The organism is Methylobacter sp. sgz302048 (assembly GCF_052162025.1).
Lineage (GTDB): Bacteria > Pseudomonadota > Gammaproteobacteria > Methylococcales > Methylomonadaceae > Methylobacter.
The window spans coordinates 4,418,699-4,441,617 of record NZ_CP197401.1 but is presented as its reverse complement, the minus strand read 5'-3'; the positions used below and the strand labels follow the sequence as shown (position 1 = coordinate 4,441,617).

General features: G+C 54.7%; 15 protein-coding genes. 10 read left to right on the top strand and 5 right to left on the bottom strand.

The features are described from left to right. Nucleotides 1–140: 140 nt before the first annotated feature. The 4 genes from ACTNE6_RS19860 to ACTNE6_RS19845 all read left to right on the top strand — a co-directional run bounded on the left by ACTNE6_RS19860 (nt 141) and on the right by ACTNE6_RS19845 (nt 4,897). Nucleotides 141–1,784: a hypothetical protein gene (locus tag ACTNE6_RS19860; RefSeq protein WP_442498037.1), complete on the top strand. Its 1,644-nt coding sequence runs from the start codon at nt 141–143 to the stop codon at nt 1,782–1,784. A gap of 344 nt (nt 1,785–2,128) precedes the next feature. After that, on the top strand, nt 2,129–2,473 hold the full coding sequence (gene smbP, locus ACTNE6_RS19855; RefSeq protein ID WP_194970664.1) for a small metal-binding protein SmbP: 345 nt from the start codon (nt 2,129–2,131) through the stop codon (nt 2,471–2,473). A 340-nt stretch (nt 2,474–2,813) separates the two neighbouring features. Then, a complete protein-coding gene (locus ACTNE6_RS19850) occupies nt 2,814–3,968 on the top strand; it encodes a pentapeptide repeat-containing protein (RefSeq protein WP_442498036.1) in 1,155 nt (384 codons plus the stop codon). Between the two features lie 101 nt (nt 3,969–4,069). Next, entirely contained in the window at nt 4,070–4,897 is an 828-nt protein-coding gene (locus tag ACTNE6_RS19845; protein WP_442498035.1) for a hypothetical protein, read from the top strand. Nucleotides 4,898–5,097: 200 nt separating this feature from the next. Here the strand turns inward: ACTNE6_RS19845 and ACTNE6_RS19840 are convergent, their stop codons facing one another. Further along, nucleotides 5,098–5,886, bottom strand: coding sequence for a methyltransferase family protein (locus ACTNE6_RS19840; RefSeq protein WP_442498034.1), 789 nt, complete (start codon nt 5,884–5,886; stop codon nt 5,098–5,100). Nucleotides 5,887–6,332: 446 nt separating this feature from the next. Here ACTNE6_RS19840 and cmoA point away from each other — a divergent pair, with 446 nt between their 5' ends. After that, nucleotides 6,333–7,061, top strand: a complete 729-nt coding sequence (gene cmoA, locus ACTNE6_RS19835) for a carboxy-S-adenosyl-L-methionine synthase CmoA (RefSeq protein ID WP_442498033.1) — start codon at nt 6,333–6,335, stop codon at nt 7,059–7,061. A gap of 138 nt (nt 7,062–7,199) precedes the next feature. Here cmoA and ACTNE6_RS19830 read toward each other — a convergent pair whose 3' ends face one another. Next, nucleotides 7,200–10,262: a TonB-dependent receptor gene (locus tag ACTNE6_RS19830; RefSeq protein WP_442498032.1), complete on the bottom strand. Its 3,063-nt coding sequence runs from the start codon at nt 10,260–10,262 to the stop codon at nt 7,200–7,202. Nucleotides 10,263–10,630: 368 nt separating this feature from the next. Beyond that, nucleotides 10,631–11,875, bottom strand: coding sequence for a hypothetical protein (locus ACTNE6_RS19825; RefSeq protein WP_442498031.1), 1,245 nt, complete (start codon nt 11,873–11,875; stop codon nt 10,631–10,633). Between the two features lie 743 nt (nt 11,876–12,618). Between ACTNE6_RS19825 and ACTNE6_RS19820 the strand changes: the two genes are divergently transcribed. Beyond that, the gene (locus tag ACTNE6_RS19820) at nt 12,619–14,172 is read left to right on the top strand and encodes a PQQ-dependent sugar dehydrogenase (RefSeq protein ID WP_442498030.1); all 1,554 of its coding nucleotides are present in this window, start codon (nt 12,619–12,621) and stop codon (nt 14,170–14,172) included. Nucleotides 14,173–14,223: 51 nt separating this feature from the next. Here the strand turns inward: ACTNE6_RS19820 and ACTNE6_RS19815 are convergent, their stop codons facing one another. Both ACTNE6_RS19815 and ACTNE6_RS19810 read right to left on the bottom strand, forming a co-directional pair. Further along, the gene (locus tag ACTNE6_RS19815; RefSeq protein ID WP_442498029.1) at nt 14,224–15,519 is read right to left on the bottom strand and encodes an OmpP1/FadL family transporter; all 1,296 of its coding nucleotides are present in this window, start codon (nt 15,517–15,519) and stop codon (nt 14,224–14,226) included. A 160-nt stretch (nt 15,520–15,679) separates the two neighbouring features. Beyond that, complete coding sequence (locus ACTNE6_RS19810) at nt 15,680–16,780, bottom strand: sigma-54 interaction domain-containing protein (RefSeq protein WP_442498028.1); 1,101 nt, start codon at nt 16,778–16,780, stop codon at nt 15,680–15,682. A gap of 991 nt (nt 16,781–17,771) precedes the next feature. On the opposite strand from ACTNE6_RS19810, the gene ACTNE6_RS19805 reads away from it, so the two are divergent. The 4 genes from ACTNE6_RS19805 (at nt 17,772) to ACTNE6_RS19790 (ending at nt 22,896) form a co-directional block, all read left to right on the top strand. Next, a complete protein-coding gene (locus ACTNE6_RS19805; protein ID WP_442498027.1) occupies nt 17,772–18,473 on the top strand; it encodes an energy transducer TonB in 702 nt (233 codons plus the stop codon). 10 nt (nt 18,474–18,483) lie between these two features. Beyond that, entirely contained in the window at nt 18,484–19,401 is a 918-nt protein-coding gene (locus tag ACTNE6_RS19800) for a MotA/TolQ/ExbB proton channel family protein (protein WP_442498026.1), read from the top strand. Then, the gene (locus ACTNE6_RS19795) at nt 19,401–19,811 is read left to right on the top strand and encodes an ExbD/TolR family protein (protein WP_331819931.1); all 411 of its coding nucleotides are present in this window, start codon (nt 19,401–19,403) and stop codon (nt 19,809–19,811) included. The genes ACTNE6_RS19800 and ACTNE6_RS19795 overlap by 1 nt, the downstream gene beginning before the upstream one ends. A gap of 142 nt (nt 19,812–19,953) precedes the next feature. Beyond that, complete coding sequence (locus ACTNE6_RS19790) at nt 19,954–22,896, top strand: TonB-dependent receptor domain-containing protein (RefSeq protein ID WP_442498025.1); 2,943 nt, start codon at nt 19,954–19,956, stop codon at nt 22,894–22,896. The last annotated feature ends 23 nt before the right edge of the window (nt 22,897–22,919 follow it).

Sequence of the window (22,919 nt, the reverse complement as noted above, 5' to 3'; positions counted from 1 at the left end):
AGTCTGTTTGCTTTCCTCTGCATCGGGCCGTTATCTCAAACGTCGGCCCAGACGCGACTTTTCAAGCCGAGAGAGAAGTTATGCCATTTATCCGCTGCTTACATAGAACGCTACTTTTATTGGCAGTTTTCGCTGTTGCCATGTTTTCTATCAGCGCCTATGCGCATCAGGAACAAGCCGGAGCCGATTTTACAGAGAAAGCCCGGCTCGGCGAGATTCGTTTCCCGACTTCTGTCCGGTCGGAAAAGGCGCAAGCCCATTTTCTGCGGGGAGTCACGGCGCTGCATTCCTTTTCGTATGAGCTGGCGCTCGACGAGTTTCGCAAAGCCACGGCAATCGAGCCGGATTTCATGATGGGCTATTGGGGCGAGGCGATGGCGTACAATCAGCCGCTCTGGGGAAAGCAGGACGCTGATGCTGCGCGTAAGGCGCTCGCAAATATCAAGGACATCCCAACGCTGACTCCAAGGGAGCGGGCTTATCTGCATGCAGTAAAGCTATTGTATGACGAAGGCGACAAGGCCTACGCCGCCGCTATGGAAAGGCTCTACCGGGAATACCCGGATGATCTGGAGGCGGCAGCCTTTTATGCGCTGGCCCTGCTGGGGAGCGTCCGCTCAGACGATCCTGCCGGTCTGCGAACCCGGATCAGGGCAGGCGCCGTCGCGTTAGAGGTGGCCCGAAAAGCACCCTATCACCCCGGCGCAACGCACTATATCCTTCATGCGTTTGATGACCCGGATCACGCCATTCTGGCTCTGCCGGCCGCGCGGCGCTACGCCGAAATCGCGCCCGAAGCGCCTCATGCGCTGCACATGCCGTCTCACATTTTCCTGCAGCTGGGGATGTGGCCGGAAGCCGCTTCGACGCAGGAAGCGTTATGGGAACAGCAGAAAAACAGCCCCGTCAGCGAGCGCGACTACCATAACCTTTACTGGCTGCATTATGTCTATTTACAGCAGGGCCGTTACCGCGAGGCGGAGGCATTGCTGACGCTGATGCAGAAAAATCTCTCGGAGTTTCCTAAAGATGACAGCGTTTCCCTGGGCTACGTAACCTTTCTCAATTCCGGCATGGCCGCCGCCTTCATGCTTGAAACCGGACGCTGGGAGGCGGCAGCCAGGTTGATTGATCCCTTACAGAGGCGCTTCGGGCACTTTGTTGCGGCCGTCGAGGACAATCCCGGCCCGTACCAGGGGCTGGCCGGCTACGTCGAATCGCTATGGATCTACACGCGCGGCATGGCGGCCGCAAAAATGAATTCGCCGGATGCCCGCAAGCATATTGAAGCGCTGCAAGCCATGGCGCAGCGAGCCGATAAAGAGGATCTGCCCGGCATCGGATTGCCTCTGCCGAAAATATCGGAAATTCAAAGACTGGAGATTGCTGCTGTGGCAAGCGCATCGAAGGACAGACTGGATGAGGCTATCAAGCGTATGGAAAAAGCGGCGGCCATCGAGGATTCGGCGCCGCCTCCCCCGGGACCGCCTGCGTTGATCAAGCCCGCGCACGAATTACTCGGCGAAATGCTCTTGCAGGCGGACCGTCCGGCGGAAGCTGAAAAGCAGTTTGGGGCGGCGCTTGTTCGGCACACAAGCCGGGCGCGTTCATTACTGGGGGTTGCGCGGGCCGCCGCCCGGCAGGGAAAATGCGAGAACGCCATGAATACCTATGCCGAGTTCCTGCATCAATGGCAACGGTCCGATAAAGGCCTGCCGGAGATACAAGAGGCGCAGGACTATTTAAAGCGAGCCAGAAGCGATGGAATGTGCCGAACGTATTGACACGCACCGGCCAGGAGCGATGGGTTTCCTTTGATAGTCTATCCTGTCTGCCTTTCATTCTATGGTATTCATACGTATTGCGTATTTAATTCAATATAGTAATTTTGAGTTTCCACAGAGCAATAGCTTGGGAATCTTTGACGTGGCAGAGCGGGGCATTTACATCTTCACGTCAACCCTGAACAATCAGCCAACGGCCGAGGCGGTGTGAAAACTCACTGATGAATCTCGTCCCTTTTCCAGGTTGTTCTGACAATATAAGATCGTGTCTTTCCGTCAATTATTTTCGTTTTGATACCGCCTGGCGGTTTATTTAAATACTGAAAGCTGAAGGAGATACTTCTATGAAATTGAAACACGCTACCGTTTTAATGGGCGCTCTCGCGCTTGGCCTCAGCGCCCAATCCAATGCCGCCGAGCATCATACGGCTCAGGCGCTGGAACACTCTGGCATGGCGACGGCCCATGGACAGGATGGTCACGCCGACCAGCTGCTCAAGCATGCGGAAGAAGGCTTGAAACATGCTGAAGCTGCGGAAAAAGAGCATGCTGAATCTCATAAACACATGACAGAAGCCATTGATCATTTAAAACAAGCCATAGATCATGCCAAGAAAGACCATGCCGATGTAGCGACCAAGCATGCCGAAGAAGCGATGGTGCATATGCGCAAATCGATTCCTCAATAAGTCTCTAATAGTGAAGCCGGTTATCGGGCGTTCATGATAGCCGGTTTCGTTCTCCGTGATTTTGCCGTAAGCGGGCCGCCTGATTGTTATGCCGTCTAAAAACGGCCTTGTTTTCAATTCCGGTAACCGGGGTGAGAGCGATGCCGGCATCGCGATTTAAAACCGCCGGGCCAGCCGCGATGCAGGGTATCGCTCCCACAGGATCAGTCAATAATTTTTAAGGGTTCTTTAAGGAATTTTTCCCATATACGCTCAGACCGACAATCTGTAAGATTTTTATTACTCTAGTTCTTGCACTTAGCGGGAACCGTAATAACAGACAGGATCAGTCGAGAAGCTCATGAAAATCCAGAGGTCGTTTTTTCTTTTAACCGTATTGACGGGCATGGCTGCCATCGGTGCGGGGATGGGATATGTCGGCAAGGACAGCACCAAGCCTTTCGTTGCCCCGGCCATAAACTTCAAAGAGCCATCGGCGCCAAAGCTCGCCGTGAAGCCTCAGCCTTCAATCGATGAATCAATCGAAATACCTGAATTTGCGCCTTTGGATATCGCCGTCGCCGAACCGGTCCGGCCCAGCGCCGTGCAGTTGGCCGGCACGTTTCGCGGCGACTGGGGCGAAACGCTCATTTACGCCCGCAATGACCGGGTTAATTATGAAGATGCCGCCTATATAAGCCTGGAGAATGACAATCAAAACCAGCCGCCATCCACGAGCCCGGCATTTTGGCGCAGGGTGAAAAAATTCAAGACGCCCGATCCGGAAGCCTGCCTGTCTCCGGTCCAGGGCGCCGATCTGACCAAATGCGACTTTACCGAAGAAGTTAGCTTAAAAGACCGGAATCTGAACGGCGCGGTCCTGAGCAAGGCGCGGCTGGGCGGCGAGCTGGGCAGCGCCGATCTGACCGGCGCCAATCTGAGCGGTGCCGTCGTGAGCGGTTCGCTGGTGATCGGTCCCGATACCCGGCTCGATCATGCCAATCTGTCAAAACTGCAATCCGACGGCAACAATCCGCTGATTGCCGAATCGGCCAATCTGAGCAACACCAATTTCTCCGAAGCCAACCTCTATGGCGCCAAAATGGCGGGCGCGAACCTGACGGGAGCCGATTTGACCGGCGTCACCCTGACCGGCGCGGAGCTTTCTGAAACCCGTCTTGAGGGCGTCGGCCTGAGCAAGGCCAATTTGACCTTCGCCAACTTGTCGGCCGGCGTACTGGCCGATGCCGCATTGAACGAAGCCGATCTGACCGATGCGAACCTGACGGAGGCCGATTTTTCCCGGGCCAATCTGCAACAGGCGAATCTGGCCGGCACCGAACTGGCAAGAGCCGATCTTTCGGGCGCCGATCTGCGCGGCGCCAACCTGACGGCGGCCAAAAATACCAACAGCGCCATCATCGATAGCGAAACGGATTTCACTGACGCCATCTGCCCCGATGGCGTCAGTGTAGACGGGATGCAGGTTACGACCTGCGTCGGACACGGCTTTTAAGGCCATTGTCCGAGTTTCAAGGAAGAAATTTTGATGTCTGTCCCCAGGCATTGAGGGTCCGGGGACAGACGGTTATTTTTATAACATAGTTAGGAAAATTCATGAAAGAAACATCACTTCTTAGCGCCATGCTCGGCGTTCTGGCTATCACCTCCACCTCGGCAATGGCAACAGGATTTGTGACCTTGCCGTCAACGGGCTTTACGGTATCCGGCGGTACCTCAGCCTATACGCTCTGCAATGTAACCGGAGACTTCGGATCGGATGAATCCACGCCTCCGACATTCTCTCCCAATGGCGGCGCCAACAACACCTGTGCCGTGTCCAGCAGCAACCCGCCTTTGACCGGCTACACCAAAGTGGCGGAGACTACGCGCAATCTCACTACCAGTGGCATCACCGTCGGTACGCTGACCGACCAGGTCTGGCGGAATTCAGCCGGTACAAGCTGCGTTTATGCCGCCAAAATCCGCATGAACAACGTCGATTCCGACCCCAACACCGCCGGCACACAGTATTTTGAAGTCAACGACGTTCAGCGCGCCGGCTTCAGGGACCGGGGGCCGGTTTCCATTGCCTACAATTTCGTAACGCGCGGCGCCGGACAGTCCGACGAAGTGCTGTTCCGGGCCGGGCTGACCCATACTGCGGTGGTGCATGAACCGGGCGATGACGACCAGCCGCTGACCTCGGTGGCGCCGATTAGCACTAACTGGGTAGACTTTACGTCGGACGTGAACTACAACGATCCGGACGGCTCCTCCATGCGCGATTCATCATGGTTCTACGTCAAGAGCGGCTGTACATCGGCTACGCCGACAGCGGTTTCCAGCGTCTTGCAAGTCCGCGAAATGGGGCAGGAAGGCCAGCCTCTGCGCACAATTACACTTTCCGGCTATGCGCCGGCAGGGGCTGATAACGAAGACTAATGAGGCGGCTGTTAATCGCTTCAATCCAATCTGATGGCTGGATAAGCCAATAACCTGGCAATCTGGCTCGACGGTTGGGCCTGGCGCTCCTTGCGGCCGACGGCAGCCAGGATAACGCCAGGGACAGTGGTCGAAAGGGCGGGTATGATGGGATATTTCGATACCCCGCATCCCGCCCTTCCTTTTCGCCCTTGCGGAGCTTATCCCAGATCACTGTGTTCATCATGAAGATTCGATGCCAGATATCCTTTTTTTCTCAGGTAATTGACTGAAGCGGACAAGGCCACGGCCAGCAAAACGAGCCCAGACAGAACTGCGAAGGCTAAGCGGCTCTCGTCGAACCCGTAGAGATAATAGGTCTTCCACGCGACCAATGCGCTGCCGATCAGCAGTGCCTCGACGATCGTTCCGGTTTCCTTGTCGAGCGCTTTGCGCCAGTTATAATGGTCGAACTCCTGCAAGGTTTTACCCAGGCCGCGCAGATTGGGCCAGAAGCGATTGACGGTTTTCGTGTAATGGTCAAACTCCTGGCCAAACTTTTTCCTGAGAAAATCCTCTTCCGCCGAGATGACGGCGAGATAGACAAATCCGAAGGACAGGAAGATCAGCAGGCTAAGCAGGGGCGAGCCGTAGAGCAGGCTCAATCCCATCGTTATCAGGAAATTCCCTACATACATCGGATTGCGCGTGTGCGAGTATAAGCCTTTCACGACCAGCCTGGTGGCATATACTTGCCGGTTTTTTCCGCCGCGATGAATGTAGGCAAAGCCGATGGTCGCCAGGCGCAATGCCTCACCGGCCAGAGCGGTCATGAGTCCGATAATCACTAGCATCTGGTCGAGCGCGCGGCTTCCGAGGAGCAGGGACGGTTTAATCATGATGATCAGTGCGATCGCGATTCCGGGCAACAGCAGCTTGCGCGCGTGATATAAGACATTGCCCGTGGAGACCAGGAAACGGTTAAGTGGGCTGATGGTGATCGACTGCATAGTAATAAGTTCCTAAAAGATCGGGGAAAAATGTCTCTCATGCTTTAAGGCTGCGAAAATCGCCAGTACGGCCTGGGCGTTTGGCGGCTGCAACTTCTGACTGAGGTGCTGCACTTCAGTCAACCCGTTTGAGCTCAACAAGGTTTTTCGGGCCGCCGCCGCGGTCGCGGCAATGCTGGAAAAATTTACGCATTTTAGACATTTCGAGAATGTGCCGTGTCCGGCATTCGAATGCCGGACACGGATGCTATTCATTCTGACAGGTGCGCGGCAGTCCAGTGCCTGCAGTGCTTGGGGTAATCATGTCAGTTGTGTAATTATTGTATTCTCTAGTGTTTGCTGTAAAGTAGAATTATTGCCCTATGCTAAGATATAAGCTTGGAGAATCGGCAAGATTCTCACGGTCAACCAATCAGCTTTCCAGAGCGATTAATTTTTGGATTCTCATGTGTAAAGATCAAGTTTTTAAGGAACAAATTCAAAAGACTGCGGATTTTAAATTCGGCACGGCGGTTGCCAATGTATTTGACGACATGGTGAATCGTTCAGTACCTTTTTATGGCGAAATCCAGCGCATGATGGCGGAACTGGCTGCCGATTACGCCGCTGCGGGTACGGATGTCTACGACCTGGGCTGCGCTACCGGGACGACTCTAATCGGCATGAACACTTCGATACCCGAGGACATTCGTTTTATCGGCATCGATGATTCCCCCGAAATGCTGAATAAATGCCAAAGCAAACTGGAAGAAGCCGGATTTAAACGCCCTTTTGAATTACGCGTTGCCAACTTGAATCAACAGGTTGAAATCTCCAATGCCTCAGTAGCGGTTCTGTGCCTGACGCTCCAGTTTATCCGTCCCATCAAGCGGGAAAAATTGCTGCAATCCGTTTTTGACGGTTTAAACAGTGGCGGCGTGCTGATCCTGGTGGAAAAAATATTGGCTGAAAACAGTCGCTTCAACAGAGACTTCATCGAGTACTACTACAACTACAAGCGACGCAATCATTACAGCGAGATGGAAATTTCGCAAAAACGCGAAGCCCTGGAAAATATTCTGATCCCTTATAAGCTCAGTGAAAATATCGACCTGCTGCGCAATACAGGCTTCGCGCATTGCGAAGTGTTTTTCAAGTGGTACAACTTTGCCGGACTTATTGCGGTGAAACAGTAACAGGGCCAGATTGTCGGGCAGTGCTCCCACAAGCTTGCGTAAGTCCTGCTGGTTTGTTCCATCCGGAACCTTTCACGGCACGGCAACACCATGACATTAATCAACCGGGGCTGCCGGCCGTCAACTCTTGGAAGCTGTTCAGTATCTTACTTCCAGTCCCACCCAGTAGGCTCTCGGCGCGCCGGGGCCGATGAACGTGCTGTTCAGCCAGTCCCTGGAATTGTAGTTCCAGCCGCTGGGGCCTATGGCGCCTCTTTCGGACGGCGAGAAAGGATTGATTCCCAGCCGTCCGGCCGTGGCGTAGTCGCGATCGAACAGGTTGTTGATCATGCCGAAAAACGACACGCCCCTGGCGACTTCATAACGGGTTTTCAGGTTGAAGACCGCATAGCCGGCAATGCTGCCCGAGTCCTTGTACTGGCGCCCCTGGGTCAAGACTTGCCTGGTTTTGTTTCTGTTAAAAGCATAATAATAGTCATAGTCGCCTTGCGTATGCTCGTTGTTTTCGTTGCCGCGCACGTAGGATGACGAGTGCGCAATCATGGTGAGGCCCAGCATCCATTTCGGGGTGAGATGGACGTTCAGATTGGCGCTGATGTTATGCAGTGGTATGCCCGGCATGCGGTCGCCCGGGTTGATCTCGATCATGTCCTGGCCGGCTGCCAGCGGCCGGCCGGTCGAATCGTAGGGAATCTGCCTGGCTTCGTTCGGCGATAGTACGGCAGCGCTGCTGTTGTGCGGGCTCACCATGAACAGGTGCGACTGGAACGTCGCATCGGTATAACCGTAATTGACCTGAAGGTCGACGATGCCGACTTTGCCGGAAAAGCCGAACTCGATGCCCTGCCGCCGGGTGTCGCCGATGGTGTCGAAGAAGCTGCGGTCGGGCGTAATGCCGACCAGGTAGATGTCGTCCTTGAGATCGGTCCGGTATAGGCCGGCGTTCCAGTCCCAATCGCCGAAGATTTTGCCGCGCATGCCGAATTCGTAGGAGCTGGCGAAAATCTGCAGCAGATACGGGTCTCCGGACAAACTGGTCGGCAGCGTGCAGGAGCCGCCGATGGTCGCCAGGCTTTTCGGCACCATTTGCGTATTGTTTGGATCGCCGGGATTCTGCCGGACCAGGGAGCCGTCATAGGCGCAGCCCAGCTCCACGCTGGAGGGCACGCGGGTGCCCCGGCTCCAGTTGAAGAACAGGTTCAGGTGTTTCAGGTCTTCGTAAGCCACATCCTGGTTCTTGAACGGCAGGTAACTGATGCCGGCCGAGGGATTGAACGCCGTGTAATCGAAGGCATCCGAGGTCGGCGTGTCTCTGTGTTTGCCCAGGCCGAAATAAGGGTCCTGGGCCAGGTAAACCGTCTGCAGAAAGTCCCTGTCGGAATAGTTGGGTTCAGCCGGACAGGAGGCCGGATCGGCGCCATTGCAGAGAATAGAGTTCGGCCGGTAGGCATTGCGGTCCTGATAGGCGCCCAGGCTTGCAGCGCCGGCGCGGGTGCGGGCCTGCATGCGGTTTTTCACGCGCGTATAGTTGTAGCGGCCGGAAACGCTCAGATGCAGATTGTCGGAAGGCGAAAAGGTCTCGCTGAAATAACCGCTGAAGGTCGTGGATTTGCCGGAAAACGCGTTATTCCGGATATCTTCCCGCGCGGCTGTAAAAATGGGATCGATATGGGCGGGATCGCTGTACACCCGGTGCGAGGCGTCGATCAGGCCCAGGCGCTGGCTGGTGTCAAAATCGGTGCGGGCGTAATCGACGGAGCCGCCCAGCATGAATTTATGCAGATCGTTGTTCCAGTTGAGCTGCAGAGACCCGCCGTCGGTCAGTTGCCCGATCGATGTCTTGCTGAGCACGCCGATCGGCGTGCCGTCGATGTAGCCGGCCGGGGAATCTTCCGGGTCCGTCGATATCGGCGGGGTGTTGTCGCCGGCAGCGCCGTTGCGCGGCCCGGCGATTGATTTATATCGGATCTTGGTGCAGGGCTCTTCCATCGGCGGCGCGGGTATCAGATAGTCGTCATCTCCAAAGGCTAGAGTCTCTTGATTCAGGCTGCCCGGATCGATGAGGAAGTCGCCATCCCGGTCCAGGCCATAGTCCTGGATGCCGTCCCGGTTCGCATCCGGGTAGCGGCAGACAGGGCCGTCGATTGGGTTGTCCTGCGGCGCCATGGGCTTGCTCTGGTCGCTGATCTCTATGTCCGAGAAATCCTCGTAAATGTCGCCGGCGACGGCCTTGCGGCTGCTGTCGCGGCGGTAGATCTGGCCGGTCAGGCTCCACTCGTCGTTAAAAAAGAATTCGCCGCCCAGCGTGTACTGCTGCAGTTCGTTTTCGGTGCTGTCCGGCGACGTGAACACCGACGCCGGATTCTGCCGGTAAAGATCGGTCGGGATCAGGCCGTTGCCCAGCAGTGTATTGCCGACCAACAGACTGCTGAAGCGGAGCGCGTAGTCGTCGCCGCGCAGATCGAAGCGGGCAAATCCCTGGATGACCTGTGAAGGCGAATTGACGCGCCAGCCTTCTTCATCGAAGCCCGTGAAAGCGATGAAACTGCCCAGCGTGCCGTTGTTCCAGCCGGCCGACAGTTCGCCTTTCTTGCGGTCCCACGAGCCGCCCTGAAAGCTCAGATTGGCGCCGGGATCGTCAAAGCCGTTTTTCGTGCGCAGCGACAGGGCGCCGCCCAGCGTATTCAGGCCGAACAGCGGATTGGAGCCGGGAAAAACGTCCATGCTTGCGAGGGCGTTCATCGGGATCAGGTCCCAGTTCACGACATCGCCGAACGGCTCGTTGACACGCACGCCGTCGAAAAACACCGACAGGCCCTGCGGCGTGCCGATCTGCGGCGAGGCGGAAAAGCCGCGGTAGGTGATATCCATCTGGAAGGGGTTGCCCTGATAGTCGTTGACGTTGACCGACTGCAGGCGGCTGTTCATCAGGTCGCCGAGGCTGGTCGACATGGATTCCCGGATGTCTTCGCTGGTCACGGACTGTATGTTGCCGGGAATCTGTTCCCTGTCGAGTTGCAGGCCTTCCAGAGGGCCGAGCTTGGCGGTCGGCTTGCCGTTGATGGTGATGGTGTCGAGTTCGACGGCATCGGCATCCTCCGCCAGACACGGGGCCGTATTTGCCGACAAGGTTACTGTGAGCAGGAGTAAACGTGGTTTTTTGCCCAGCTTGAATAAACCGGGCGTTGGTTTCAAGGACATAACGACTGACTGTAAATGGGAATAGCCTGGTTGGGTTGGCACCGATAAACAAGCCGGCCATTTTATTAGGCGGGTAAGGACATGAATATGGGAAAAATTCCCTTATTCAGCGGCGGATATGAATACAGGAAAAATTCCTTGCCGCCTTGCGTAAGCATGTAGAGGCGGCTTCAGCCGCCCTGCCCTTTGCGTTTTCCTGCTTGCAGGCGGGGCAAAATAATAAGCCGCCTGGACGGCGGCTTGCCATTATTCATCCCTCATTCGATGGCTTGAATCGCGCCTTCAAGCACCTGGGTTTTCGGACGGCAATTAAAGGCGCGATAGTGCAGCGGCCGAGCACTGGACCGGCCGCATCGCGCATGGCCTCTTTATTGCTGCTGCATGGCTATGTGGCAAGGCGTGGGGCCACAGAAGACTTTATCCTGCGAGGCAATCTTGCCTTCGTAAAAACCCACTTCATGAGAGGGTTCATGGGAATCCGGTACCCATTGCTCGCCCCAGAAATAACTAATCCGTTTTCCAGGATTGGAAGATTTCATTATTGGATGACAGCCTGCCAGTTCGACCACCTGATCATAAGTCATTCCTACCTCGACTTTGGCTAATTGCTCATCCTCAGGTTTGCAGGTGAAAGCAGGCAGTTCTGCATTCTCCTTGTTGCCCTGAACGCAGTACATGCCGGTAACCGTCTCGCCATCGTCCTGCGTATAAGTGGTTTCAATAAAATCGGAGCAATTCTGGCTGTGGTAAATCACACGCGGCGTAGTGTCCTGAGGCGGCGTAGTGTCCTGAGGCGGTGTAGTGTCCTGCGGCGGCGTAGTGTCCTGAGGCGGCGTAGTGTCCTGAGGCGGCGTAGTGTCCTGCGGCGGCGTAGTATCCTGAGGCGGTGTAGTGTCCTGAGGCGGAGTTGTATCCTGAGGTGGAGTCGTAGGGTCTTGCGCGGCTTCAGAGGAAAGAACGCTAAGCAATGTCAGATCCGAATTCAATCCCAATCTGACATTCACGTACTCGACCTTATCGTTAACTGCCACCTCGGGGATAGTTATTGTGCCGGTAGCGGGGTCATAAACGGCGAAAGTCTCGGCAACAGCAGGCTTTTTAAAATCAATAAGATTGAATGTTCCGTCCGGGTTTAATTTCAATTTGACATCTACAAACTCGACTTTACCGTTAATCAGCACTTTTGAAATTGTCGCCATGCCGGTAGCGGGATCATAAGTGGTGTTTGCCGCAGTGGAAGCAGGCGCTTCGGCAGGAGCCTGAGGGGTTTCAGCGGAAAGAACGCTGAGTGTTTGGCCCGAAATGAATCCTAACCTGACATTAACATACTCGACTTTACCGTTAACTATCACTTCCGGAATAGTTACAGTGCCGGTAGCGGGATCATAAGTGGTGAAAGCCTCGGAAGCAGCAGGCTGGTCAAAACCGAAAAGATTAAATGTCCCGTCCGGGTTTAACTTCAACTTGGCATTGGCATAGGCAACTTTACCGTTGACCAGCACCTCCGGAATAGTGGCCGTGCCGGCAGCAGAATCGTAAGCGGTGCTTGCCGCGTGACCAAGCGTTGTCAGGAACAGGGCATTTAAAAATACCGCCAGCTTTTTTATTCTCATTCTCTTCATTCTTATAATCCTGTTGATCAGCTATGCGGCTTTGAAATTTGCGCACGATTGGCGTCAAGCACATAACTAATGACTGTCATTGGAAATAGCTCTGTTGGGTGTCGTCGATAAACGAACGGGGCATTTTATTGGGCGGGTAAAGTCATGAATATGGGAAAAATTCCCTTATCCAGTGACAGACATGAAAACGGGAAAAATTCCTTGCCTGCTTCGCTTGAATCCGTGTTCCCTTGTGCTATGGCCCAAGAGAATGATGCCTAACTTGACTGCCTGGAACTGATTGCGAGTCTTTTCGAGAGGGAAGAATTGAAAAATGAATAAGGCTGGCATAAGGGTTTTTTAGGGCTATAGAAAGCGTGCCAGATCTAACAGCGTACTTCTTTCAACAAGCTATCCCATGGCATTTTTCAGGGTAATAACCGATGTTACGGTGGCTTCATCCCGTTAGTCTTTGGCCGCTATGAACCGTTAGTTTTGATCGAAAAAATGACCCGAGCCAGACTGTCGAAAGCTGGCGATATAAGTATTCGCACTTATCCCAAGACGCTAACTTAATGCTTAACCTATCCCATTGTTGATATTTAGATCTCTGTACTCCGCCGCGCTATGTAACGGCATCAGATCATTATCGCTACGCACAATCCGAACGTCGCCGTTCTCGGCGACGCTGAGCCGACCGAGCGACAGGCTGTGTCGGCATCGGGAGGCACGGACGCAGACTGCAAGGAGGTCCTATGGTGACTTTTTCGGTTCAATGCATGCGCCATGCAGGGTTGGGCACCGTTGCTCTTCTCGGGGCACTGCTAACGCCGTTGCCTGCGCCCGGCAGTGTGATGCTGGCGCAGGTTGCCTCTGGCATAGGCAGCACCACCGATATCCAGAACGCGCGTGATGGCTCCGGCCGGCTATTCTTCGTCCAGCAGACCGGCCAGATCATGGTATGGAAGAACGATGTCGAGACAGAGTTCCTGAATATTTCAAGCCTGGTTTTGGCCGGAGGCGAGCAAGGTTTGTTGGGCCTTGCGTTCCATCCGGACTATCGCAACAACGGCTTCTTTTACGTGAACTATACGCGCAGGCCGGACGGTGCGACAGTGGTGGCGCGCTATTCGCGCAGTGCGAACGATCCCGACGCCGCCGAACCGCGGAGCGCAGCGGTATTGTTAACGATCGCGCAACCCTACGCCAATCACAATGGCGGCGCAGTGCGCTTCGGCCCCGACGGTTATCTCTATATCGGGATGGGCGATGGCGGCTCGGGTAATGATCCGCAAAATCATGCCCAAAATCTCACCAGCCTGCTGGGCAAAATACTGCGCATCGACGTGAATACCACGGCCGGCTCGCTTCCCTACGGCATTCCGCCCGACAATCCGCTTGTCAGGTCGCCGCAGCCGGGCGTGCGCGCCGAGATTTGGGCGTATGGACTGCGTAACCCTTGGCGGTTCAGCTTTGATAGAGGAACGGGCGATTTGTTTATCGGCGACGTGGGACAGAGCTCGCGCGAAGAGATTGATTTCGTCCGCGCCGGCACCGCCGGCGGAATGAATTTCGGCTGGCGGGTGATGGAGGGCACGCAGTGTACGAATCTTCCCGGCGATCCGCCCTGCAACGATCCCCGTTTCACTTTCACCCGGCCTATCGTCGATTACGATCATGGCCAGGGGTGTTCCGTAACCGGCGGTTATCTGTACCGAGGCCGTGCGGTGCCCGAGTTGATAAGTGCGAGCTCGTCCGAAGAGGGCCAACTGTTCAAAGGCGTCTATGTTTTTGGGGACTTATGCAGCGGCACGATCTGGCGTATCAGCGCAACGGCAGCCGGGGGCGTCTCGAAGTCAGTGCTGTTCGACTCGGGCCTGTCTATCACCACTTTCGGCGAAGATGAAAACGGTGAAATCTATGTTGCCGATGCGACTGCCTCGAAGATATACAGGCTCGCCAGCACGGCGCCAGGCGATACGATCAAGCCTGCGATCGCTATCACAAGTTTTCCTGACGCGCTGACTTTTCTTCAGCGTGGCGTCGCCTCTCAGGTGATATCGATTCGGGCATCGGATAACGTCGGGCTAGCGAAGGTTGATCTTTTCGTTAATGGCAATCTTTTCCTGACTTCAAAGTCTGGCCAGATCGATCAAGTTGTCGACACCAGCAAGGTTCCTGCTGGCGTCTACGAGTTGCGTGCGGTGGCGACCGATACCGCAGGCAATGCTAGCCAGGTGATCAAAGGCGTCATCATCCTTGAGACGTCCTCTGCGAATGTGTCGATCATCAACGGATTGTGCAATTGATTTCCTTTTATGCTGCGCCGCTGTCTTTGAGCAATGAATGGAGAGGCCGGATCAGAACTGCTTCGACCAAGCCAGCTGGAACGAGTATTGGTGCATTTCCAGATCGATGGTCTGTGTGGGGCTTAACGGATTGGTGCCGCTGACGGTATAACTGGGCGAATACATGAAGGCGAAGCTCAGTTCATCGTCCTTGCCCAGCGTGCGGCTGAAGCCGGTCGTCAGATGCCACTTCTGAACGCCCGGCGCCAGGATGTTGAACAGCACTTCCGAATCGGAAATCGGCTGCTCGCCGTAGCTGACGCCCGCGCGCCAGGTCCACAGCTCGTTTTGCTTCCACTGTGTGCCGAACTTGAAGACGGTGATATCGTCCCAGCCGAAGCCGGCGCCGCTGTCGTCCCCCAGCCGCGCCATCATCAGATTGGGGAGCATGGGATTGGCTTTCGAATTCACGGCGCTGTAGCGGATATGCTCCAAGTCGAAGGCTGTGGTGAGCTGGTCGGTGACATCCCAGGCTATTCCGAAGTTGAAGCTTTCGGGTATGTCGAAGTCGCCCTGCTCGGCAAACAGTCCCGCATAATCCTCAAACCGCGACATGAAGATGCGGCTTTTGTAGGAAGCGCCAAGGCGCAGGCCCGGCAGCGCTTCGTACAGCGCGCCGACGCGCACGCCGCCGCCGAAGGAATAATCGTAGCCCTGGTTGGACAGGTGGCCTGGATCGCTGGAAAACGGCGCAAACGCACCCAGGCCTCTGGCCTTGAAGCGCTGGATCGCGAAAATCGGTGCGATGCCGACTGAGGCGCGCCCGTCCAGAAAGGAATACGCATAACTGGGCACGATGAATCCCTGCGCCAGATCGACGCCGGCAGTGCCGGCGCAATAGGTGCCGGAGCCGCCGGGCGGGCACAGAGGATTGGGCGAGGCGACGTAATCGGTGTTCATGCCGCCGTTGCCGTAGAGCGCCACCCCGATGGTCTGCCGGTTATCGAGCCGATAGCTCCAGCCGATAGTCGGAACGGCAAAGTACTCGCTGTCGCTCTCCACGGTGCCGGGATTCAGCGGGAAAGCGCCGGGCATCATGGTCGGCTGGCCCGTTACCGTGTATTCCCGGCGCGGACTGAAAACTTCGACTTCCAGGTCCAGTCTCTCGCCGACAAAGGCCATGCCGGCCGGATTCACGGCCACCGCGATGGCGTCCTGAGGCAGGGCCGTGGCGGCGCCGGCCATGGCTTTGCTGCGCACGCCATAACCATGGGAGAAATAGCCGTTGGTTGCCTCCGACACGCCTGGCAGGCTTATTAAAGCGGTTATGGCGATACCCGGCAGATAGTATTTTGCTCGTAAATTCATTAATGCCCCCCTTGTTTTTGTGTTGAATCCTTCTTTTGGTTTTTGCCTGGACCGATGAACAGTGCAGTGAGGCGCATTGTAGTCAAGCTTATATTTTCAATAAAACGATCAAATTAGATTGAAATATTCAATAAATAGATAAAGATGATTGCGCAGTTGCTCAAGATGTTAAAAATCCGTACCGTTTAAGCCGGTGGCGCAGGATATTGCGGCTGATGCCAAGCAGACGAGCCGTCTGCACCTGATTGTTCTCGCAATAGGCATAGGCCGTGCGGATGATGGTTTCTTCCAGCGTATCGAACAGATTGGCTGCCGGCTGCTCGTACAAGTCGGCCAATACCGTTTCCAGAGGCTTGATCGGGGAAGACAGGGGCGCACGCGCGGGCGCACTAAGCGGACTGATGACGCTGGCGTTTAAATTCAGGTCTGCGGCCGCGACCCTGCCATTCCGGCAGATCAGCAGTGCATGGTGAATGATATTTTCCAGTTCGCGGATGTTGCCGGGCCAGGCATAATCGAGCAGCGCGCGTTCCGCATCGTCGCCCAACATGACAGAAGACAAGCCCATCCGTTTGCCGTAGCGTTCCAGAAAATGCCTCACCAGGGGCAGAATGTCGCCCGGCCGTTCGCGCAACGGCAATAAATTCAGCGCCGCGACATTGAGCCGGTAATACAAATCCTCGCGGAAGCGCCCGGCTTGCACGGCCGCACTCAAATCGATATTGGTCGCGGCAATCAGGCGCACGTCGATCGGAATGGCCTGGCGCGCGCCCAGGCGTACCACCTCGCGTTCCTGAAGGACGCGCAATATCTTGACCTGCGCCGAGAGGGGCAGATCGCCGATTTCATCGAGAAACAGCGTGCCGCCGTTAGCGGCTTCGAACCAGCCGCTGCGGGCATTCAATGCGCCGGTGAAGGCGCCTTTCTCATGACCGAACAATTCGCTTTCCACCAGCGATTCCGAAAAAGCGCCGCAGTTTACCGCTACGAACGGCCCGTTTTTGCGATTGCTGAGCGCATGCACCTGGCGGGCGGCCAGCTCCTTGCCGGTGCCGGTCTCGCCTATGATCAGCACAGTCGCCTCGCTAGGCGCGATGCGCTGAATATAATCGAACAAATGCCGCGATGCCGGATCGGCAAAAACCAGCGCCGTTGCCCTGATGGACAAGGCATGCGAGCTAGGATCAGGCAGCGTGATCAGCGGTCCGTCCTGAAGCTCGGGCGAGGCATTGTAAAAGTCGGAATCTCTGTATTTGGCCATAGTTGTTATTCGGGTTGTGGCTGGCTTAATGGGTGTTGCGAATTACTTTAACAGTTAATATATATGAGTTTAAATGATCATTTTTCATAACATTATCTGTTATTGACATATATAAGAAGCTATCCAGGTTATCTCATGAAACCACGAAGAACACGAAGCGCACGAAGAAAAGCAAGGTGTTGTCATTTCTTCCCATCACTTCATGAATTCATCAAAAACATTGGCAAGCATTTGAATTAAAAAGTCTTCATATCTTTCGTAATAAAAATATTTTGACCAATAACTGATGTTACGACAGGCATCCGTTCCCGTTTGCCGCGCCGAGCACCGGAGCTTTTAACAGAGCAGGCCCGCCAGGGGCGCGGCAGGGATGCCGCGCGTTGCCAAAGGGACGGAGTCCCTTTTGGCAACCCCTGTTAAAAGCGAGGAGCGCAGGAAGCAAGCGGCAACCGGGCGGCTTTTTCTTTGGTTACTTTCTTTTGGCCGCGCAAAAGAAAGTAACTCGCCCTCGGGTGCGATGAACCCGATTAACACAACCGTCGCGCTAGCGACACTTTAGCGCTGTTGCTGAGACAGCAGGCCATAAACAGCTTGTTGCTGAGAGTGCAGCCAGGCGCATGGCCGCGACTGCGGTCAGCAAATCGGCCGCAAAGATTTTCTGTTTTTAAAGTCATTGAATTCATTGGCATTGTTAGTGATCGAGCTCAGGTTGTGCCAGACATGGCACGGATTGTGATTAGGCTGTCTTGAAGTCGATTGAGACCAGTCTGCTTAAGGTTGTGGCCTCGTTTGCAATTATTACTAATGAATTGACACCGATCGGTGTCGTTCAAGGAACTGAGTGAACAGTATGAACCGCCCTGTAAAGAACTTTCAGCAAGTTGAACCAGGAATTACATCTCCCAATAACTTGGCGCGCATTTTCTCCTTTAAAACCGCTGCCAATGAATTCGATGCGTCATTCTTGCCCTCTGCAGGGGCAGTCGCGGTCTTGGACGACTTCAGATTTGAATCCGATAAAGGTGATCGGAAGCTTATCGATTATCTGGCGTTAGGCATATTGTCGATTTTTATTCATGCCGCGCTGGTTGACCATTTCGAACGGGCGGATTTTGAGCCGGAAGAAATTGTTCAGCCCAAGGTTCCGCCAAAAGTGCAAATCACCCTGGTTAAACCGCAGCCGAAACCAGTCATTCAGCCGCCACCGCCTCCTCCACCCAAGGCCAAGCCGAAACCGGTGCAGAAAAAAGCCGTTCCGCTCAAGCCGCAAAAACCGAAGGTCAAGCCAAAACCGGTCGAGGATATCGTTGAGCCGCCGCCAACGCCTCAGCCGACCTCGGCTGCCGAATCCAATGCGCCGGTCAGTCCGGCTCCCGTAGCGGCCCCGCCCGCGCCGCCCGTCGAGGAGAAAGTAACGCAGCCGCATGCGGGCGCCGATTATCTGAATAACCCGGCCCCGGAATACCCCGAGATTGCCATGGAGCGAGGCTGGGAGGGACGCGTGCTGATGAAGGTGCACGTCCAGCCTGACGGCAAGCCGGACGAGATTTCCGTCATAAAGTCCAGCGGCAAGAAGGTGCTGGACGATGCCGCCGTCAGCACGGTCAAGAAATGGTCTTTCGTTCCTGCAAAGCGCGGCGATACGCCGATTGCAGGCTGGGTAACCGTTCCTATCACGTTTAATTTAAGTTGAGGATTTATCAATGACACAAACCACATCTCCAGTTTCGCAAACACCGCCGGGCACTGGTATTGCCAATCCTGCGGCGTCAGGCATTACCGACGCGCCCGCGGGCGCTGCTCATGCCGCATCCGCGGCTACGGAACAGGTTGCTTCCGCTGCAAGCGGTATTGCTCCGGCCGGTTCGGACATCACCTCGGCCGTCATCGTCGACGGCACGCTCTGGGTATTAATCGGATTTTCGGTGGCGACCTGGGCCTTGATCCTGATCAAAGGCATACAGCACCTGCGGATTTCCCATCACAACCGCGTCTTCAGCAAACAGTTCTGGGGCGCGCAGGATTTTCAGGCCGCCGCCGCGTTGGGCACTTATGCAGGGCCGGCAGGGAGAGTCGCCCAGGCCGGTTTCGCAACGCTGATAGAAGCTGATGGCGGCACGACGACGCACGATCTGGAACATACGGGCGATCGTCAGGAACTGCTTGACCGCCGCCTGCGCCAGCAGATGCAGAAAGAACGCGGCGCGCTGGAAAGCGGGCTCGCGATCCTGGCGACCGTCGGCAGTATCTCTCCGTTCGTCGGTCTGTTCGGCACGGTCTGGGGCATCATGGGCGCGCTGACCAGCATCAGCAAAAGCGGTTCGGCCAGTCTGGACGTGGTGGCCGGTCCCATCGGCGAAGCGCTGATCGCGACAGCCGTCGGTATCGCCGTCGCCGTGCCCGCGGTCATCGCCTACAACTTCTTTATCCGCAGAAACAAAGTGATCTGGGCATTTCTTGACGATTTCGCCATCGATTTCGTGCATCTCGCCCTGAAAACCTCGTTCATCATCAAACGCCCTGCAGCCCGGCATACGGCGTCCCGCCTTGCTGATGCGGCCGGCAACAGAAAGCACATCCTCAATGACGAAGAACTGCCAGCGAAGGGGGCGCACGCCTGATGGCCTTTAATACGAGAGAAGACGGCGGCGATGACGTCATGGGTGAAATCAACGTCACGCCCTTGGTCGACGTGATGCTGGTATTGCTGGTGGTGTTCATCGTGACCGCGCCTTTGCTGACCAACGCCATCCATGTCAATTTGCCCGAAACGGCCGAAACGGCGCCGCCCGAAGAAAAGGAGGCCGTCTATGTCAGCGTGGATGCGCAGGGGAAAGTGTTCATCGACAAGACCGAGATTCCGCTGGAATCCTTCGAAAACGAGCTGAAAACCCGCAAGGCCGCCGACCCTGAAATAGCGCTCAACCTGAACGCGGACGATGCCGTGCAATACGGCATCGTAGCCAAGGTGATGTCATCGATAGAACGTGCCGGCATTGCCAAGCTGTCGGTTCTGACTATCGCCAAATAACCAATAAATCATTGCGTGGGAAGTGATTTAACCGGCCTGCCCAGGGCCGGTTCAGGGATGCTTTGTCCCGAACACACGGGATGCTCGTCAACCGACGGGCTATTCCAAAAGTTTTGAGAATAATTATTAATGAGTAGTGACAATGAATTTTGACAGTAATCGGCAACAGACGGAGGGCAGTGACGAGCTGGCGTTGTTGAACGAAGAGCTGATGTGGCTGATAGCGTACGATAATCTTGATGAGACCATTTCGACTGAAGATGCTCAAGCTTCATCAGACTCAACAAGAAAAACCACAGGAATCAACAATAAACCTATACTGCTGAGCTGTGCGGCAATCATTATTGCCAGCGCTTCATTATTCACGCCTGATTATGCTTTCGCTGACGATCAGGACCTTGCAGCCGAGAATGCCCGGCTGAGACAGGAGCTGGAAGCGGCGAGGAAAGAGAACCAATCTCTTAAAAAAACGCTTAAGGTTGAGAATGCGCCAGTCGTTGAAGATACCTCAGCCAAACCTCAGGCTGCTGAAGAAACCCTTGCAGAAGAAGCGGCCGTTGAAGAAAACAAGACCAAAGACCTTGGCGAAGTCGTGGTACGCGCGCAGCCGCGGCTTAAAAAACTAAAAGACGTCCCGACTTCCACCTCGGTGCGGACAGGACAGGAATTGGCGCGGGAGTTGGCATTCGACATGGAAGGCATTCTAAAACGCTCAGGCAACGTCAAATTCGATCCGGGCAATGCCCGCACTAGCAGTTTATCGCTGCGGGGCTTGGGAAAACAGGGCTTGGTCGATGCCATGGATCCCAGTATTGGAACCGTCTTCGATGGCGTGCCGTATGTATACAATCCGCTGACAAGCTTTGATCAATACGACTTAGCTTATGTGCAAGTGGATCGAGGACCGACCGGTACCGATTTCGGCAAAAATTTTAACATGGGCAGAATTGCGATTACGCCCAGACACCCGGCTTTTGCGTCAGACGCCAATTTTTCTCTGACCTATGGCGATTATGATACGTACATTGCCGATGCGGCCGGCGGCGGCGCTGTGATTGACAATTTACTGGCTTGGCGGGGCGCCATTCACGTCAACAAAGCCGATGGCGCGTACGAAAATATATCGAATCCGCGCCAGACTTGGTACAACAGAGATCGTGCAGCGGGTCGGCTCCAGTTGTTGTTTACGCCAACCGAAGATTTCAACGCCCGTATCAGCTTTGACGCGAATGTTAAACAGGATGAGTCATTCAATGGCAATGATTTTTTCACGCCACTGCCGCGTCAATTTGCCAACGGCACACCGAATACGTCTTTGAATTCGTCATTTGAGACACGATCAAGCAGGCGTTGGTTCAGGGATGCCAAGCCAAATTATACCCTTGCCAATTACTTTCGCACTGACGCCTTTGATCAGGACAGCAGCCAACCCATTCAAACGGCTAGCAAAGGTGGATTGATTGACCTTAATTGGAATGCAGGCGATTTCAAACTGTCCTCGATTACCTCGCTCAGAGATTTTGAATTCCGGGCCGCCAATGATGAAGGTACGCCTTTCGATGTCAACAGAGGCGGATTTACCGGCGGGCATGTACCTGAGTTATTGCATTTTACCCAGGAATTTCGCATCGGCTCACATTATAAAGATCTGGTCGATTATCAGGCTGGCGCGCTCTATCTGAAGCGCGATATGCAGTACAACAACTGGGCTTCTTATGGCAAGGACGCAGGCGCCTGGTACGCCAGTAATAGCCAATACAATGTGCTCGATGCCGATAATAACGGCAGACAATTGATGTCGGATTCTGCTGACGGCCTGATCAGATGGCGTAATCGTATTATAGAAAATGATTCCGCGGGACTTTTCGGGCAAGCGGAATGGCATGTAAACGATGCTTTTAACATCACGACCGGCGCCCGGGTCAATTATGAAAAACGCAAACTATCCGTCAAGCAAGTCTTGACCGATAACGGAAGCGGTTCAGTCTTGAACAAGGCTGCCGTCAATGGTATCCAGTTAGGCGGTTTTGAAACGGACAAGTCAGGCGTTATGCCTGCGAGTGCGCTGGCCGACCCCAAGCAGGTCGCAGCAGCTAACGCGGCGGCACTTAAATATTTTAATCAGCAAAATTACGCGGACCTGACTGCTGCGCAGAAAAGCCAGATCGGTGCGGCAAAATCCATTCGTGATGGCCGTATAGGGAATCTTTGGGACTTCCAAGATGGCGTCATTGAAGATGTTCAGCCTACATTCCTCGTAAGTCCGAGTTATAAATTCAACAAAGATCTGACGGGTTATGTGTCCTGGCGATTCAGCCAAAAGCCGGGGTTCCTGGATGTCCCGAATGGCGCAATTCAGAAAATTAAAGAAGAGACCACCAATGCCTTCGAGATAGGTTTCAAATCGGATCTATTCAACGACACATTAGCCTTGCATGCCGATTTCTTTTGGATGGATATAGAGGATTATCAGCAGCCGGCGTTGGTATTTGACGAATTCACTACCAACATAGATCGCCAAACCAATCCTAATGCCGATCCCGTATTCATCTCTGGCAGCGGCAATGCAGAAGGCGTCCGCATAATGGGTGTGGAAATCGATGGTTCTTACACTGGACTCCCCTATACCGCGATTAATTTTTCCGGCGCCTGGAATGATGCGGTTTACACCGATTTCACCAACGCCGTAACGCCGGTTGAACTGCGATATCCCGGCGCGCCGGTGTTATACGACGCAACGGGCAAAAATCTTCCCGGATCTGCTCAATTTACCTTCAGTATCAGCCCGGAAGTTCGTTACCCCCTTGCCAGGGTAGGTTTTGATAAAGCTGAATTCCATACCAGTTTTACCACTACGTATACCAGCGCATTCAACTCGGATAACTCGTTATCAACATACGGTGTCATTAAAGCCAATACCACGACGGATTTTTCGATTGGCATTGGTCGCGTCGACAGACTGCTTGATGTCTCGGTGGTCGGAAAGAATATTTTTAACAATCAAGAACCTATTGCCAGAACCTGGAATACCTGGCAGCCAAATTGGCCGCAGTGGTTTGGTGTAAGGGTCAGCAGTAGCTTTTAAATAATTTTATACGCATTCGGAGA